The sequence below is a fragment of the Flavobacterium sp. genome (assembly GCF_027484705.1).
Taxonomy (GTDB): Bacteria; Bacteroidota; Bacteroidia; order Flavobacteriales; family Flavobacteriaceae; genus Flavobacterium.
The window spans coordinates 62,287-79,550 of sequence record NZ_JAIXSL010000008.1 but is presented as its reverse complement, the minus strand read 5'-3'; the positions used below and the strand labels follow the sequence as shown (position 1 = coordinate 79,550).

The window sequence follows — 17,264 nt, the reverse complement described above, 5'->3', positions numbered from 1 at the left end:
GAAAAATTCTTTATTCACATAGCTATCAAATCTATAAAAAAACGAAGTTTCCTTGATGAACAAGAAATGAATCTATGTTTCTATGTGGTCAAAAAATAAAAAATTATGCGTTCTGTGCTTTAAAAGCTTTTAATTTTTCAGTCAATTTAGGAACAATATCGAAAAGATCCCCGACCACACCGTAATCCGCTACCTTAAAGAAAGGCGCTTCAGGGTCGGAGTTGATCACCACTTTCACTTTCGATGAGTTGATGCCCGCAATATGCTGGATCGCTCCAGAAATCCCAACTGCAATGTATAAGTTTGCTGCTACAGGTTTTCCGGTTTGCCCGACGTGCTCGCTGTGAGGTCTCCAATCCAAATCCGAAACTGGTTTTGAGCAAGCCGTTGCTGCACCAAGTACAGTGGCCATTTCCTCAATGATGCCCCAGTTTTCAGGCCCTTTCATCCCACGTCCCGCAGATACCACGATATCGGCATCGGCAATCGTTACTTTTCCGGATGATTTTTCTACTGATTGTACTTTCACGCCAAAATCCGCATCGCTAATAGAAGGTGAAAAATCTTCTTCAGTCAAAGAAGAAGCGTTTTCAAAAACACCGTAAGAATTTTTCCCTAAACTCAACACTTTCACATCGGTGCTGATTTCTGTAATGTTGAACGCTTTATTTGAAAATGCAGTTCTTTTCACCTGAAATGGCGAAGTGCTCACCGGCAAACCAACTACGTTAGATGCGAAACCAGCTTCCAAAGCAACGGCAACCAAAGGCGCTAAATACAAACTGTCTGTAGTCGATGACAACAAAACCAATTTCACGTTTTCTTTCTGAGCCGCTTGTTTGATTGCGTCGGCGTATGCTTTTGCAGTAAATCCGGCTAGTTTGTCGTTGTTGATTTTCAAAACTTTGTCCACTCCGTATTGCGACAATTCCGAAACACTTCCAGCGTTTACCGTTACAGCTGTTACCGTTGTTCCCATGCTTTGCGCTACAGCTTTGGCGTACGAAGCCAATTCGAAAGCGACTTTCTTAAATTTTCCTTCTGCAGATTCTGCGTATATTAATATAGACATCTTTAATTATTTTGAATGATGAATGTTGAATTTTGAATGTGGGCGTTCCCCTGCGGGTCGGGCTTTCCGCAGTACACGGTACTGCTTCCAATCCCTAACGCGGCGCGTCATTTATTAGATGACTTTCGCTTCGTTGTGCAAGGCGTTGACCAAGCCGTCTAAATCGTCTGCCGAGAACAATTTCACGGCTGATTTCGGTGCTGGTTTTTCGAATTTCACCGCTTTGGTTTCAGTGTTGGCTGCAACGGGTTCCAAAACCGTTAAGACTTTTGTTCTTGCGGTCATGATGCCACGCATGTTCGGTATTCTCAAATCTTTTTCCTCAACCAATCCTTTTTGTCCGCCAATAATTAACGGAAGTGAAGTGGATACGATTTCTTTTCCACCGTCAATTTCGCGGGAAGCTGTTGCTGAAGTGCCATCGACTTTAACTTCGATACACGAATTTACAAAGTTGTAACCTAGTAAACCTGCCAACATCCCGGGAACCATTCCGCCATTGTAATCTAAAGATTCTTTTCCGGCAATGATCAAATCATAACCGCCGTTTTTGATGACTTCGGCCAATTGTTTGGCTACGAAAAATCCGTCGGTCGGATTGGCGTTCACGCGGATGGCTTCATTCGCTCCAATCGCTAAGGCTTTTCTTAAAGTTGGTTCCGTATCTGGTCCGCCAACATTGACCACGGTAACATTTGCGCCTTGTTGTTCTTGGAACCAAATGGCACGCGTGAGTCCGAATTCGTCGTTCGGATTGATCACGAACTGCACGCCGTTGGTGTCAAATTCCGAATCGCCGTTGGTGAAATTAATTTTGGAAGTAGTATCAGGAACATGGCTGATGCAAACTAATATTTTCATGTGTAATAGAATTGGATTAAAAATATGGTGCGACAAAATTAGAATTTTATTTTGAATTATTTGCTATGCGTGCATAATATTTTTGAGAACTATTTCGATTTCGTAAAGTGTCAATTGTGTAACACATATATTGAGTTTTATAAACCCTAAAAACGACTTATTGACTACCTTTATAGTAATAAAGAATGCGATTCATTGATCCATAAAAAGCAGCAATCATGGCTAAAGAAACCAAAGCCCAGCAAGATAAAATCGAAAAAGTAATGCGCGAATTCAAAGAGGGCGACCTCAAATCAGGAAAGGATGGCAAAGGCGGAACAATCAAAAGTTGTAATCAAGCTGTTGCCATCGCGATGAGCGAAGCCGGAATGTCCAACAAAGAAAAATAAAGAACATCATGGAAAATACAGACAAAACATCGAAAAACAAAACCGCAACTCAAGCCGATAAAGATTTTCAGGGCTATCCGGCTTATCCGCCGAGTGAAGATATTTACAATAAACTCAAAGAAGAAACCGAAGTCGATCCCGAAGATACTTCCAAAAGAAAACCTTCGAATGCCCATAACGGGAAATTCAATGAGAAAAATTTCCATCAGGACAAAGCAGGCGACGATCTCGACATTCCGGGTTCAGAGCTCGATGACGAGCAAGAAAATATTGGTAGCGAAGATGAGGAAAACAACGGCTACAGTATTGGTGGTGACAACCATAACGACCTCGAAGAAGACAACGGGTAATTTCAATTGAAGTTATCAAACAAGCATCATTAGCAATAATGGTGCTTTGTTATTTGGAGTTACATCGATTTCGTGCAAAAAACATCCACAAAAAAGCACAAAAAAAATCTTTTATCGTGTTTTAATTTTTACTTTTGCTTTCCAAAATTGATACAAAGACTATTTATATGAGAACGATACAATTTAGAGAAGCGATTGCCGAAGCGATGAGTGAAGAAATGCGTCGAGACGAATCGGTGTATTTGATGGGTGAGGAAGTAGCAGAATACAACGGAGCGTATAAAGCTTCCAAAGGAATGCTTGACGAATTCGGACCCAAACGTGTCATCGATACGCCGATTGCCGAACTAGGTTTTGCGGGAATCGCAGTAGGTTCAGCCATGAACGGTTGTCGTCCGATTGTAGAATATATGACGTTCAACTTCTCACTTGTAGGAATCGACCAGATCATCAACAACGCCGCGAAAATGCGCCAGATGTCAGCGGGACAATTCCCAATGCCAATGGTATTTCGTGGGCCAACCGCTTCAGCCGGACAATTGGGAGCTACACATTCACAGGCTTTTGAGAACTGGTTTGCGAATACGCCTGGTTTGAAAGTAGTCGTTCCCTCAACAGTTTACGATGCGAAAGGTTTGCTCAAAGCAGCCATCCGAGATAATGATCCCGTGATTTTCATGGAGTCAGAACAAATGTATGGCGACAAAGGTGAAGTGCCTGAAGGAGAATACACAATTCCGTTAGGTGTTGCCGATATCAAAAGAGAAGGTACAGACGTAACCATAGTTTCTTTTGGAAAAATTATAAAAGAAGCGCATATCGCAGCAGACGCCTTGGAAAAAGAAGGAATCTCCTGCGAAATCATCGACTTGAGAACCGTGCGCCCGATGGATTATGACGCGATTTTAAACTCAGTTAAAAAAACCAATCGTTTGGTCGTTCTAGAAGAAGCATGGCCGTTCGCGAGTGTTGCTTCTGAAATTACCTATATAGTACAAGAACGCGCTTTCGATTTCTTAGATGCTCCGATTCAGAGAATTACCACTGCTGATACACCGGCTCCGTATTCTCCAACCTTATTGAAAGAATGGTTGCCAAATTCGGAAGATGTGATCAAAGCGGTTAAAAAAGTGATGTATAAATAATTGACAATTGATAATTAACAATTGATAATTGATAATTGTTTTTGGGTCAATTTGAGGTCTCATTTTTAATTGTTAATTATCCATTATCCATGATCAATTAATTAATATATTTGAACTTCATCGAATCCTGTTTGGTGAAGTTTTTTAGTTTATGAAAAAGAAGATATTTTTAGTTGTATTCGCCTTTCTGACACAGTGGCTTTTGGCACAGACCAAAGTGAGCGGTATCGTTGTGGATGCCAGCAACCAGCCGATTCCGTTTGCGAATGTGGTTTTTAAGAATTCAAGTCTGGGAACGGTCACCAACGAAGACGGCCGGTTCTACATCGAATCGGATAAAACTTTTAAGACGCTCGTAGTGTCGTTCATGGGTTTTGATACCAAGGAAATTCCTTTGCCCAAAGAAGTCAATTACGATTTTAAAGTCACTTTGAGCGACGGAAACAAACTTAAGGAAGTCGTCGTCTACAGCGGAAAAACTTCCAAAAAGAACAATCCGGCTTTAGACATCCTTCGTAAAATCTGGGCGCGCAAGCGTAAGAACGGCCTCAATATGTTCAACCAATACCAGATGGAGAAATACGAAAAGGTCGAATTCGACATGAACTCGATTGACAGTGCCTTCATGAAACGCAAGATTTTCAGAGGCATGGAATTCATCTTCAACCAAATCGATACTTCCAAAATCACCGGAAAAACTTATCTGCCGATTTTCATCAACGAAGCGCTTTCGGATGTTTATGGCGATAACATCAAAAAGAAAGTCAAGGAAATCCTCAAAGCCAACAAGAATTCGGGTTTTGAAACCAACCAGCAAATCATTGCGTTCATCAAAGATTTGTATTCCGATTACGATATCTACAACAATTACGTGACGTTCTTCGATAAGAGTTTTACGAGCCCGTTATCGAGAACCGGAATCGACGTCTACAATTACGTTTTGACCGACACCGCTTATATAGATAAAAAACTTTGCTATAATATCGTGTTCTATCCGAGGCGCAAGAACGAGCTCACCTTCAAAGGCGATTTTTGGGTGAATGACACAACCTGGGCGATCAAGAACATCAACATGGCCGTGACCAAAAGCGCCAACATCAACTGGGTCAAAGACGTTTATATCGAACAGGAATTTGAAGTGATGAACGACTCGGTGTTTCTCTTGACCAAAGATTATATGATGTCTGATTTCGCGTTAAACAAAAAGGAAAAGTCTAAAGGCGTTTACGGAAAACGAACGACCTATTTCAGGAATCACAAGTTCAATCAGGAGAAACCGGATGAGTTCTATAAACAGGAAGTCAATTATAACGACGAATCAGTCTACGTCAAGCCCGACGAATATTGGGAAGAGAACCGTTTTGAAAAACTGACCAAAGACGAACTCGGCGTTTATAAGATGCTCGATACTTTAAAAACCGTCAAGAAATTTAAGCGTTTGTATGATTTAGTGTCGATCATCGGCAGCGGATATATTGGCGTCGGAAATTACCTTGATTACGGATCCATCTACTCGACCATTGGCAATAATGCCGTGGAAGGATTGCGTCTGCGCGCCGGACTCAGAACCTATTTCGGGGCGAACGATCCGTGGCGACTGCAAGGGTATACCGCTTATGGTTTTAAAGACAATAAATTCAAATACGGTTTGTCCGGAAAATGGTTAATCAATAAGAAGAACCGCCTCATCATTTCCGGAGGAAACCGCCGCGATGTAGAGCAAATAGGAGCGAGCCTGACCACAACCAACGACGTGCTCGGAAGAAGTTTCGCCTCGTCTTCATTGTTTACCAACGGAACCAACGGCAAGCTCACAAACATCAACCTCACTACCGTAGCGGTTGAAATCGAACCTGTCAAAAACCTGACATTCCAATCAGGATTCTCTTACCGAACACTGGTATCCGCTTCGCCAACTTTTAGCTTAGATTATTATACCGATCCGTCGCTGACCACCATCAAAAGCGATGTCACGCAACCCGAAGCCAACATTCAGGTGGAATATACGCCCAAACGCAAAATGGTCGGGTTTGGCGTAGAACGCAACGAAGTCGACAATCCGTATACGCGCGTATTTTTCAATTACAGCCGCGGTTTCAAAGGTTTTATGGACGGCGATTTCTCGTACAACAAATTCCAGTTCTATTACAACCAGCCGATCATCATTGGAGCAATTGGTCGTACAAACCTGATTAGCGAATTCGGGAAAACTTACGGTAAAGTGCCTTTGGGATTGCTTAGTGTCGTGCCCGGAAATCAGACTTATTTCACGATTGAAAATACGTTCAACAACCTCAATTTCTACGAATTCGTAACCGACGAATATGTCACTTTGCAATGGATTCACAATTTTCAGGGCAAACTTTTCGCCCGCGTGCCATTCCTCAGGAAGCTCAACTGGCGTGAAATTATCGGAGCTAAAGGTGTTTACGGAACCGTTTCGGACGAGAACCGCGCGATCAATGCCTCCGGATTGGAGTATGTGGCGCCCGAAAAATTCTATTGGGAATACAGCGCCGGAATCGGCAACATTTTCAAAGTCTTGCGCATCGATTTCTCGTGGCGTGGCAATTATCTCGAAATGCCGCGAGCGACCAAACTTAGCGTCAAAGCGTCCATCGGTTTTTATTTTTAGGGAATGTTCAGGAGCATGTTCCGGCTATCCGTTACAATCTTTTGTGTCACACGAGCGCAGCGAACTGACGAAGTAAACGCCGCCACAAAAGGATTTCCGCTACTATCCGGGCTAGACTTTAGTATATGAAACACGCCATTGACCATTTAGCGAACCTCGAACCGGTTTTCCAGAAGATTATCGATCAATACGGACAACCCAAAATTCCCTACCGCCCGCAAGGTTTCGAGACTTTGGTAGTGCTGATTTTAGAACAACAGGTTTCAATCGATTCCGCCAAAGCGACCTTTCTAAAACTCAAAACAAAAGCCGTTTCCATCGAACCGCAAACCTTAGTCGTGATGTCTGATGAAGATTTTCGCGCTGTTGGCGTCAGCCGTCAAAAAACCGGTTACATTAAAGGATTGTCGCAAATCATCCTCAATGAAGAAATCCATTTAGAAAGTTTTTCCGAAAAATCCGCTGTTGAAGTCCGAAACGAGCTCATCAAAATCAAAGGCATCGGCCACTGGACGATTGATGTGTATCTGATGTTCTCATTGCAAGCTCAAGACGTGATGCCGCTTGGCGATATCGCGGTCGTCAATACTTTAAAAGAACTCTTCGACATCCACGACAAAGAAGCTATGGAAGCTTTCGCGATGCAATGGGCACCGTACCGAACCGCCGCGACTTTCCTGCTTTGGCACCATTATCTGAACAAACGAAACCGCAGCATCGAATACCTCTATTAAGTTCAGAAGTTTAGCACTATAAACTTTATGTAAGGCAATCAACATTATTCATTTGATATAGTTGTTTTTTGTTAATGTTTTGTTACTTTTGCCCCCGATTAAAATTTATAATAAACTTTAAATATTTATGGAAAATATGATTTATGTGCCGATAGGAATGGCATTCATTGGATTGCTTTTTATGGCGTACAAAAGAGCTTGGGTATTAAAACAAGATGCCGGTGACGGTAAGATGAAAGAGATTTCAGATTACATCTACGAAGGCGCTTTGGCTTTCCTTAAAGCGGAATACAGATTATTAGCCATATTCGTTTTATTGGCGAGTATTGTTTTGGCCGGGATTACTTTCCTTCCTGGTGTTAAAACTGATATATTAATTGTGGTTGCCTTTGTTTTCGGAGCCTTTTTCTCTGCCTTGGCTGGAAACATGGGAATGAAAATCGCAACCAAAACTAACGTAAGAACTACACAAGCCGCCCGTACGAGTTTGCCACAAGCATTGAAAGTTTCTTTCGGTGGTGGAACCGTAATGGGATTGGGCGTTGCAGGTTTGGCCGTTTTAGGTTTGACTGGATTTTTCATTGTATTCTTCAACATCTTCATGAAAGGCGCATGGACTTCAACCGAAGACATGACCGTAGTTCTTGAAACATTGGCCGGTTTCTCTTTAGGAGCTGAGTCAATCGCTTTGTTTGCGCGTGTAGGTGGTGGTATTTATACCAAAGCTGCTGACGTAGGTGCAGACTTAGTAGGAAAAGTAGAGGCAGGGATTCCAGAAGATGACCCGAGAAATCCTGCGACTATTGCAGATAACGTTGGAGATAACGTAGGGGATGTTGCCGGAATGGGTGCCGATTTGTTCGGTTCTTATGTTGCAACGGTTTTGGCTGCGATGGTTCTTGGAAACTACGTAATCAAAGATATGGGCGGAAGTATTCAAGATGCTTTCGGAGGAATTGGTCCAATTTTATTGCCAATGGCGATTGCAGGTTTCGGAATTTTATTTTCTATCGTAGGAACGATGTTGGTTAAAATATCTGATGACAACGCCAAAGAAGCACAAGTACAAAAAGCATTGAATATCGGAAACTGGGTTTCTATTGTTTTGACTGCGATTGCTTGTTTCTTCTTAGTACAATTGATGTTGCCAGCCGTCATGAAAATGGAATTCTTCGGTGAAGGTTTACAAGATATTTCTTCAATGCGTGTGTTCTACGCGACATTGATCGGATTGGTCGTGGGTGGAGCGATTTCATCAGTAACGGAATATTACACAGGATTGGGTACAAAACCAGTTTTGGCCATCGTACAAAAATCATCAACAGGTGCAGGAACCAACGTAATTGCTGGTTTGGCAACAGGGATGATTTCTACATTCCCAACGGTTTTATTGTTCGCAGGTGCGATTTGGGCTTCTTATGCTTTGGCTGGTTTCTACGGTGTGGCTTTAGCGGCTTCAGCAATGATGGCGACTACAGCAATGCAGTTGGCTATCGATGCTTTCGGACCAATCTCGGATAACGCAGGTGGAATCGCTGAAATGAGCGAATTGCCAAAAGAAGTTCGTACCAGAACAGATATTTTAGATTCAGTTGGAAATACTACAGCAGCAACCGGAAAAGGATTTGCGATCGCTTCAGCAGCATTAACTTCATTGGCTTTGTTTGCAGCTTATGTAACCTTCACAGGAATCGACGGAATCAACATTTTCAAAGCACCAGTTTTGGCGATGTTATTCGTAGGTGGAATGATACCAGTTGTTTTCTCTGCATTAGCAATGAATTCAGTAGGTAAAGCTGCGATGGACATGGTTTACGAAGTACGTCGCCAGTTCAAAGAAATTCCGGGAATCATGGAAGGAACTGGAAAACCTGAATACGGTAAATGTGTTGAAATCTCTACTAAAGCGGCATTGCGTGAAATGATGTTGCCAGGAATTATGACCATCGGTTTCCCAATTGCAATCGTATTGTTAGGAAAATTAGTTTACGGAGACAACAACCAATTGATCGCCGAAATGTTAGGTGGTTATATGGCTGGAGTAACCGTTTCTGGTGTGCTTTGGGCTGTGTTCCAAAACAATGCCGGTGGTGCTTGGGATAATGCTAAGAAATCTTTCGAAGCTGGTGTAATGATCAACGGTGAGATGACTTACAAAGGTTCTGATGCGCACAAAGCGGCTGTTACCGGAGATACTGTAGGAGATCCATTTAAAGATACTTCAGGGCCATCGATGAACATCTTGATCAAATTGACTTGCCTTATCGGTCTTGTAATCGCTCCAATCTTAGGAAACGGAAGTCATGGTGACATGAAAGAAATGAAAATAGTGAAAATGGAATGTTCAGGCGACATGATGGGCAACTGCGATATGAGCAAATGTGCTACAATGACCAAAGAAGAATGCGCTAAAATGTGCGACAGTTTGGGTTGTACGCCAGAGCAAAAAGAAATGTGCATGTCACATTATGGTGCTGACGGAAAATTCATCGCCGATAAAAAAGATTGTTGTGCTAAAAAACCGGAAGGTGCTATGGCCGAATCAAAAACGGTAAGAGTAGAAATCAGCAACAACAACGGAAAATCTAAAGCCACTGTTACGACTACCGTAAATGGCGTGTCTGCGACAGAAACTTTTGAAGGAACCGAAGCTGAAGTGAAAGCTAAAGTAGATGCTTTGAAATAAGCCTTACATTATATATAAAAAAAAGCCTCGTGAATATCGGGGCTTTTTTTATGCATTTAAAGCAAGGAAATATTATTAACAAATAAATTCATTTTAGTTAATATTTAAAATTCAAAATTTTAGCAGCGTTCGGGATATGTATTATATTTGGCTGCAAAGATTTTAAAAAGAGGCATTTATATTCTAAAATGAAAGAAAAAAAGGCAGTCCAAGCGCTTCTGGGCGAATATCGAAATGTTGTAACGGCTCTAGAGCACGTTATCGCCAATGTTTCCTATGCGAACCTGACGACCGTTGTGGATGCCAATACCTCGAATCCGGATTGCCAATCCATACAAACCATCTTAACGCATATTGTGAGTTCGGGTTATTCTTATGCGGGCTATATTCGAAAATTGAAAAAGATTGGTGACAACCGCCCCGGAAAAGTCATGCGCATGTCGGTTGCGGAATATCGCGATGATTTAGAAAGCCTGGTCGCTTATACGAACCAAACTTTCGACACGATTGACGACGACGAACTCGAGGAATTCGATGAAGACAAAAAAATAAAAACTTCGTGGGGTCAAGTCTACGACATCGAACAAATGATGGAACATGCCGTAGTGCACGTATTGCGCCACCGCCGTCAAATAGAAAAGTTCAAAAAAAAGTTGGAGGTTTTATAGCATTGACTAGAACAAACCGTGCAATTCCGCATCAATCTTATTCAAAATCATTCCCAAATCTTCAGGATTGTTGACGAAATCAATATTATCGACATCAATAATCAGTAGTTTTCCTTTAGTGTAAGTGTGAATCCACGCTTCATAACGCTCGTTCAGACGGCTTAAGTAATCAATCGAAATCGAATTCTCATAATCGCGTCCGCGTTTGTGAATTTGTGATACTAAATTTGGAATCGAACTGCGCAGGTAAATCAGCATATCCGGAGCTTCTACTAAGGTTTCCATCAATTCAAACAACGATTTGTAGTTCTCAAAATCACGGTTTGTCATGAGTCCCATCGCATGAAGATTTGGTGCGAAAATATGCGCGTCTTCGTAGATGGTTCTGTCCTGAATGATCTTTTTACCGCTTTCGCGAATCTGCAAAATCTGGCGGAAACGGCTGTTGAGAAAGTAAATCTGAAGGTTAAATGACCAACGCTCCATTTGGTGGTAGAAATCATCGAGGTAAGGATTGTCCACCACATCCTCAAAATGCGGCTCCCATTTGAAATGCTTGGCCAATAAACGTGTGAGTGTGGTTTTTCCTGCGCCGATGTTTCCTGCTACTGCTATGTGCATTATGGTATTGAGATTTTATAATTCGTAATTCCTTGGTCTGTAAAAATAGATAAAATTTGGTCTTTGTAAGTAAAATTTTTAAAGGTTTTTTTGTCGATTTCGATTAAAGTCGACTTATTTCCGACAAAGTCATACCAATACAAATCACCTCCTTTTTTGTAAATCAAAACGGTTTCCGTGGCCCATTGCAATTGCTCGTTTTCGGGAATGATTCCCAACGCATCAATCTTACCGTACACGTCACAACGAAACGCACGGCGCTGCTCATCCACCCAACGAAAATAATTGAAATCCGAATCGTAATATGTTATCGGATTCGCTAAAGGCGTCGTCAGTTTCTGAAAATCCTTTTTGGTATAATCATACAACCCGATTTTCTGCGACAAGCCATCGTACAGCCAAAGCCGGTTGCCCGAAGCCAAACCGATTCCAAGCGCCAATATTGGGTTATTGTTTTCTGATAAGTTTATTTTTTGCGTTTCGTTGAGCTGGTTGTCGAGCAAAACCACTGTGTTGAAGTTCTTAAAAAAGACCACCAACTTCAGCGGATTCTGCAAATCCACGCGCGCGATTTTTCCAAGTTGTGGGTTTTTATACTGCCGAAGTTCTGTTGGCGTTGTTTTAGAAAGCACGTTTTCCGAAATGCTATACCAGGCGCCGAGTGCATCATAACCCAGAAAAGCATCAGCATTCAGCGCATAGGAATTCGCAGCGACAGGCTTTTGCGCCATCACAGTCGAGAAACAAACCAGCCAAAATAAAAGGAGTGCTTTTTTCATAAAACGAATTTACAATTCTAAGGCGAATTCCACGAATTTGCTCGAATTAATTCGGGTTTATTTTTAGGAGCCGGGAACCTGCTGTACACTCATATCTTTTGCGTCGAACGCCGCCACAAAAGGATAACCGTTGCCATCAGGGCTAGGGTTTTCGGGATATTTGATATTTTTTTATCCAATTAGAAATTAAAAAATACCTGAAGCCCACTGGGCTTCCTCCTCTTAATATCAAATCATCAGGGCTAGGGTTTTTCGGGATATTTGATATTTCATTTCCAATTAGAAATTAAAAAAAAACCTGACTCCAAAAGAAGCCAGGTTTTTAACATTACGCTAAGCGCTATATTTTGCGTGTCTTTCGTTTAGATTCCGAAAGCCGCTTTCACTTTGTCTACATAATCAAGTTTCTCCCAAGTAAACAAATCAACTGTAACCGTTTTTTCGTTCCCACCCGGAGCTCTAAAGGTTTTAGTTACCGTTTCAGGTTTGCGGCCCATGTGTCCGTAAGCTGCGGTTTCGCTGTAGATTGGGTTTCTCAATTTCAAACGTTGCTCGATAAAGTAAGGACGCATGTCAAAAATCGCCTCCACTTTTTTACTGATTTCACCGTCGGTCAAATTCACTTTAGAAGTGCCATAAGTCACCACGTTGATTGAAGTAGGTTTTGCAACTCCAATGGCGTAAGAAACCTGCACCAAAACTTCATCACACAATCCTGCAGCCACTAAGTTTTTAGCGATATGACGCGTAGCATAAGCCGCAGAACGGTCTACTTTACTAGGGTCTTTTCCTGAGAAAGCACCACCACCGTGAGCGCCTTTTCCACCGTAAGTATCGACGATGATTTTTCTTCCTGTCAATCCGGTGTCGCCGTGAGGTCCGCCAATCACGAATTTCCCGGTTGGGTTGATGTGGTAAGTAATATTGTCGTTAAACAAATGTGCGTATTGAGGATATTTCGCTTTAATACGAGGAATCAAAATCGAAATCAAATCGCTTTTAATTTTGGCAAGCATTTCCGCTTCAGCAGCGAAATCATCATGCTGTGTAGAAATCACGATTGCATCAATACGAACCGGTTTGTTGTCGTCAGAATACTCTAAAGTAACCTGCGATTTAGCATCCGGCCGCAAATATTTGATTTCGTTGTTTTCTCTTCTCAAGTTGGCCAATTCGATCAACAAAGCGTGTGATAAATCTAACGCCAAAGGCATGTAGTTTTCCGTTTCGTTGGTCGCATAACCGAACATCATTCCTTGGTCGCCGGCGCCTTGGTCTTCCGGGTTGGCTCTTTCTACACCCTGATTGATATCTGAAGATTGTTCGTGAATAGCAGAAAGCACACCGCACGAATCGGCTTCAAACATATATTCGCTTTTGGTATATCCGATTTTTTTGATGACTTCACGGGCAATCTGCTGTACGTCTAAATAAGTATTCGATTTTACTTCACCCGCCAAAATCACCTGACCTGTCGTCACCAAAGTCTCACAGGCCACTTTGGAAGTGGGATCAAAAGCCATAAAATTGTCGATTAATGCATCCGAAATCTGATCGGCTACTTTGTCAGGATGTCCTTCGCTGACTGATTCTGACGTAAATAGATAAGCCATAATAATTGTTTTATTTTTAAATTAATGAAACGTAAAAAAGATTGCTTAAAGGCTAAAGAAGAGAATATCTGCTTTAGCATTTTTTTTGACACTCAAATAGTTAAGGTCGGAGGTTGCAATCAGTTCAAATTTTTCCTCTTGAATTTCGGTGGCAAATGTATGAAACCATTTTTGATTAGAAAAAGTTTTTTGTAGCAGTTTTTTTTTCATAGTTTTGCGCTTAAACAATTTAAATAAAAAATTATGAAAAAACTATTACTTTCTTTTTCTTTAGTGTTGGCTTTTGCTTCAGCACAGGCTCAAAACCTTTACAGCTACAACTTTGATAACCCTACAGCAAGTTTGCCGACTGACGGATGGGTAAGAACCAACCAAAGTACTTCAGCTTCTACAACACTTTGGACAGTAGCGTCTTACGCTGCAGTGACAGTAAGTGCTACAGTTCAGGCGCTTCCATTTCAAAACCAAGCTTATACTACAGGTCAGACATGTCCTCCACCAAATGGTCAGGATGCTACCCCAAATAAATTTGCATTGGTAAATTTCACAAGTACTTCAAGTACCGCAGCAACAGGTGCAACCATCAGCAACTGGTTGATCTCTCCAATTGTTACTGTTGATAATGGTGACGTGATTTCTTTTTACACAAGATTAGGTAAATTTTCTGCTACAGGTACAGCATCTTTCCCGGATAACTTACAGTTAAGAATGAGCACAAATGGAGCATTTACAACTGATCCTGCAGGAGGTCCAACGAATGTTGGGGATTACACAGAAGTATTGGTCGACGTTAATCCTGCGCTTGATTTGACATCTTACCCAACCTCTTGGGAGCAGTTTACCTACATAGTAACTGGTTTGACAGGTCCGACGGATGTGAAATTAGCTTTCAGATATTTCGTAACTGATGGTGGTTCAAATGGTAACAACTCAGACATCATCGGACTTGATACGTTCTCTGTAGATCGTCCGTTGAGCACAGACAGTTTCTTCAAAGGAAATTTCGCGGCAACACCAAACCCTGCCAATGATGTATTAAACATTACTAACCATTCTAACATCGCTGTTAATGCTATCCAAATTACAGATATGAATGGTCGCGTAGTGAAAGAAGTTAAAGGAATGACAAGTCAAATCAACGTTAGCGAATTGAACGCTGGGGTTTATTTCTTGAAAGTGAGTACTGATCAAGGTACTGGTACTACAAAAATTATCAAAAAATAATTTTACCCTATAATTTAAAAAAACCTGTCTCCGTAAGGAGACAGGTTTTTTTATTTAAGGATATTTCAATTTAATTCCTTTATTTTGTAAGGATAAAAATAAAAACATGAGTATAAAATTACACACAGCCTTTCTCATTCTAGTGTCTGTTGCGATGCAATCCCAAACACTATTGACTGAAAATTTCGATACGTTCCCAGCAACCTGGACCATTACCAACCAAAGCCAACCCGTCGGAACCACCAACTGGCAACAAGGTGCCGTAAGCGCGTTTGGCGGTGGCTTCAACGGTGGTGCCACTTCTTACGCAAGGAACAACTACAACAGCGTAGCCGCAGGAATGGCAGGCACCATCAGCAATTGGCTTATCTCACCAGTAGTGAGTCTGACCAACGGCGATGTAATTAAATTCTACACGCGCGCAGGAGCCAATTTCAGCACCACTCCGGACCGCCTCGAATTGCGATTGAGTACCACAGGAGCATCTTCTGTAACGCCATCAACTGGAAGTTCCGATTTGGGAAGTTTTACCACTTTGGGGGTTTCGGTCAATCCAAATTTAGCGCCCAACGTTTATCCGGTAACCTGGACAGAGTTCACTTATACCGTTACAGATTTACCAACTGCAACAGATTGTAAGTTAGGTTTCAGATATTATGTGACCAACGGAGGCCCAACAGGCGCCAATGGAAACGCCATTTGGTTGGATGCTTTGACCATCAACCGCGTGTTAAGCACGGATACATTTTTCAAAAACAATTTCGCTGTGTTCCCTAATCCAACAACGAATGTGTTGAACATTTCAAACAAATCCAATAGCGCGATTACAAACATTCAAGTCAGCGACATCAACGGCCGCATCATAAACGAAGCAAAAGGGAACACTGGTCAAATCAATATCAGCGAACTTATGAGTGGAGTTTATTTCTTAAGAATAAGCACCGATGCAGGAACCGGGACGACCAAAATCATTAAAAACTAAGTCCCATCACGAAACATATTAAAAAGCCTGTTCACTGGAATGGGCTTTTTTATTTTCATCATACCGGTGTCGCATCACTACAACGTTGTCGCATTTATTTCAAAAACCAGTTGCAAAACAAAATTCTATTGCCGTACTTTGCAACGTTCTTAAACATGATGATTTGTTATCACGAAAGCCAGAGGGATTAGACCCGACGAAAGCTTAGCAACCCTTTACCATAAAGAAGGTGCTACATTCTACCGCGCGCAAGCAAGGACAGATAACCCGAGAATTTCTCTCTTTTCCAGATAACATAATTACATTTTTCAGAAGCTGATCCCGCTATCCGCTACAATCTTTTGCGCCACCCGACCGAAGGGAACTGACGAAGTAAACACCGGCACAAAAGGATAACCGCTGCTATCGGGGCTAGGGCAACCGTTTTTATAACAACATTCAGACTTCATACAGTCTTTTCGCAAAAAAATATGGCAACAATCGAACAAGAAATCCAAAAAAGAATCCTCGTCCTGGATGGCGCGATGGGCACCATGCTGCAACGCTACAACTTCTCCGAAGAAGATTTCCGAGGCGACCGTTTCAAAGACTTCCCGCATTCGCTCAAAGGCAACAACGATCTCTTATCCATCACACAACCACACGCGATACGCGAAGTACACACGAAATATTTCGAAGCCGGCGCCGACATCGTAGAAACCAATACGTTTTCGGGCACCACGATTGGTATGGCCGATTACCACTTAGAAGACATCGTTTACGAACTCAATTACGAATCCGCTAAAATCGCACGCGAAGTTGCTGACGAATTCACCGCTAAAAATCCGGACAAACCAAGATTCGTTGCAGGCTCGATCGGGCCAACCAACCGAACCGCAAGCATGAGCCCAGACGTTAATGATCCGGGTTATCGTGCCGTCACGTTTGACGATTTGCGCATCGCCTACAAACAACAAGTGGAAGCCCTAATCGACGGTGGCTGCGATGTGTTGTTGGTAGAAACCATTTTCGACACACTCAACGCCAAAGCCGCATTGTTCGCCATCGAAGAAGTCAAAGAAGAAAAAAACATCAATATTCCGGTCATGGTTTCAGGAACGATTACTGATGCTTCAGGAAGAACCTTATCCGGGCAAACCGTAGAAGCGTTTCTAATTTCCGTAGCGCATATTCCACTGTTGAGCGTAGGATTTAATTGCGCGCTCGGTGCCGATTTATTGAAACCCTATTTGCAACGACTCAGTAGAAACACTTCGCTCAATATTTCCGCGCATCCCAACGCAGGATTGCCTAACGCTTTCGGACAATACGACCAGACACCAGAAGAAATGCAGGCGTTAATTAGAGAGTATATGAAAGACAATCTCGTCAACATCATCGGCGGTTGTTGCGGCACGACACCCGAACACATCAAACTGATCGCCGAAGTCGCCGCCGAATTCGAACCGAGAAAAACCATAGAAAACCAATTGGCTTAAATCTTATCGTTAACCCGAATCAAATCA

16 protein-coding genes and 1 riboswitch are annotated in these 17,264 nt (G+C 42.1%); of the genes, 10 read left to right on the top strand and 6 right to left on the bottom strand.

The window, feature by feature from the left end:
- Positions 1-103: 103 nt before the first annotated feature.
- Both Q0058_RS04770 and Q0058_RS04765 read right to left on the bottom strand, forming a co-directional pair.
- The gene (locus Q0058_RS04770) at positions 104-1,072 is read right to left on the bottom strand and encodes an electron transfer flavoprotein subunit alpha/FixB family protein (protein WP_298221602.1); all 969 of its coding nucleotides are present in this window, start codon (positions 1,070-1,072) and stop codon (positions 104-106) included.
- Between the two features lie 114 nt (positions 1,073-1,186).
- Positions 1,187-1,933, bottom strand: coding sequence for an electron transfer flavoprotein subunit beta/FixA family protein (locus Q0058_RS04765; RefSeq protein WP_298221601.1), 747 nt, complete (start codon positions 1,931-1,933; stop codon positions 1,187-1,189).
- Between the two features lie 218 nt (positions 1,934-2,151).
- Here Q0058_RS04765 and Q0058_RS04760 point away from each other — a divergent pair, with 218 nt between their 5' ends.
- The 7 genes from Q0058_RS04760 (at position 2,152) to Q0058_RS04730 (ending at position 10,540) form a co-directional block, all read left to right on the top strand.
- A complete protein-coding gene (locus Q0058_RS04760) occupies positions 2,152-2,322 on the top strand; it encodes a DUF6496 domain-containing protein (RefSeq protein WP_298221600.1) in 171 nt (56 codons plus the stop codon).
- An 8-nt stretch (positions 2,323-2,330) separates the two neighbouring features.
- A complete protein-coding gene (locus Q0058_RS04755; RefSeq protein WP_298221599.1) occupies positions 2,331-2,672 on the top strand; it encodes a hypothetical protein in 342 nt (113 codons plus the stop codon).
- A 167-nt stretch (positions 2,673-2,839) separates the two neighbouring features.
- Positions 2,840-3,817 (top strand): pyruvate dehydrogenase complex E1 component subunit beta, encoded by a 978-nt coding sequence (locus tag Q0058_RS04750; RefSeq protein ID WP_298221598.1) that lies wholly within the window; start codon positions 2,840-2,842, stop codon positions 3,815-3,817.
- Positions 3,818-3,968: 151 nt separating this feature from the next.
- Entirely contained in the window at positions 3,969-6,452 is a 2,484-nt protein-coding gene (locus Q0058_RS04745; RefSeq protein WP_298221597.1) for a DUF5686 and carboxypeptidase-like regulatory domain-containing protein, read from the top strand.
- 125 nt (positions 6,453-6,577) lie between these two features.
- Positions 6,578-7,186, top strand: a complete 609-nt coding sequence (locus tag Q0058_RS04740) for a DNA-3-methyladenine glycosylase 2 family protein (protein ID WP_298221596.1) — start codon at positions 6,578-6,580, stop codon at positions 7,184-7,186.
- A gap of 127 nt (positions 7,187-7,313) precedes the next feature.
- Positions 7,314-9,872 (top strand): sodium-translocating pyrophosphatase, encoded by a 2,559-nt coding sequence (locus Q0058_RS04735; protein ID WP_298221595.1) that lies wholly within the window; start codon positions 7,314-7,316, stop codon positions 9,870-9,872.
- Positions 9,873-10,060: 188 nt separating this feature from the next.
- The gene (locus tag Q0058_RS04730) at positions 10,061-10,540 is read left to right on the top strand and encodes a DinB family protein (protein WP_298221594.1); all 480 of its coding nucleotides are present in this window, start codon (positions 10,061-10,063) and stop codon (positions 10,538-10,540) included.
- A gap of 6 nt (positions 10,541-10,546) precedes the next feature.
- Here the strand turns inward: Q0058_RS04730 and Q0058_RS04725 are convergent, their stop codons facing one another.
- From Q0058_RS04725 to Q0058_RS04710, 4 genes are all read right to left on the bottom strand, one after another.
- Positions 10,547-11,161: a deoxynucleoside kinase gene (locus tag Q0058_RS04725; RefSeq protein WP_298221593.1), complete on the bottom strand. Its 615-nt coding sequence runs from the start codon at positions 11,159-11,161 to the stop codon at positions 10,547-10,549.
- Entirely contained in the window at positions 11,161-11,940 is a 780-nt protein-coding gene (locus tag Q0058_RS04720) for a hypothetical protein (RefSeq protein ID WP_298221592.1), read from the bottom strand. The genes Q0058_RS04725 and Q0058_RS04720 overlap by 1 nt, the downstream gene beginning before the upstream one ends.
- 362 nt (positions 11,941-12,302) lie before the next feature.
- Positions 12,303-13,553, bottom strand: coding sequence for a methionine adenosyltransferase (gene metK, locus Q0058_RS04715; protein ID WP_298221591.1), 1,251 nt, complete (start codon positions 13,551-13,553; stop codon positions 12,303-12,305).
- 45 nt (positions 13,554-13,598) lie between these two features.
- A complete protein-coding gene (locus tag Q0058_RS04710) occupies positions 13,599-13,763 on the bottom strand; it encodes a hypothetical protein (protein ID WP_298221590.1) in 165 nt (54 codons plus the stop codon).
- A gap of 66 nt (positions 13,764-13,829) precedes the next feature.
- Between Q0058_RS04710 and Q0058_RS04705 the strand changes: the two genes are divergently transcribed.
- From Q0058_RS04705 to Q0058_RS04695, 3 genes are all read left to right on the top strand, one after another.
- On the top strand, positions 13,830-14,777 hold the full coding sequence (locus tag Q0058_RS04705; RefSeq protein ID WP_298221589.1) for a choice-of-anchor J domain-containing protein: 948 nt from the start codon (positions 13,830-13,832) through the stop codon (positions 14,775-14,777).
- Positions 14,778-14,883: 106 nt separating this feature from the next.
- Positions 14,884-15,759, top strand: a complete 876-nt coding sequence (locus Q0058_RS04700; protein ID WP_298221588.1) for a choice-of-anchor J domain-containing protein — start codon at positions 14,884-14,886, stop codon at positions 15,757-15,759.
- Between the two features lie 163 nt (positions 15,760-15,922).
- Positions 15,923-16,028: riboswitch (SAM riboswitch) on the top strand.
- A gap of 201 nt (positions 16,029-16,229) precedes the next feature.
- A complete protein-coding gene (locus Q0058_RS04695) occupies positions 16,230-17,237 on the top strand; it encodes a homocysteine S-methyltransferase family protein (protein ID WP_298221587.1) in 1,008 nt (335 codons plus the stop codon).
- The last annotated feature ends 27 nt before the right edge of the window (positions 17,238-17,264 follow it).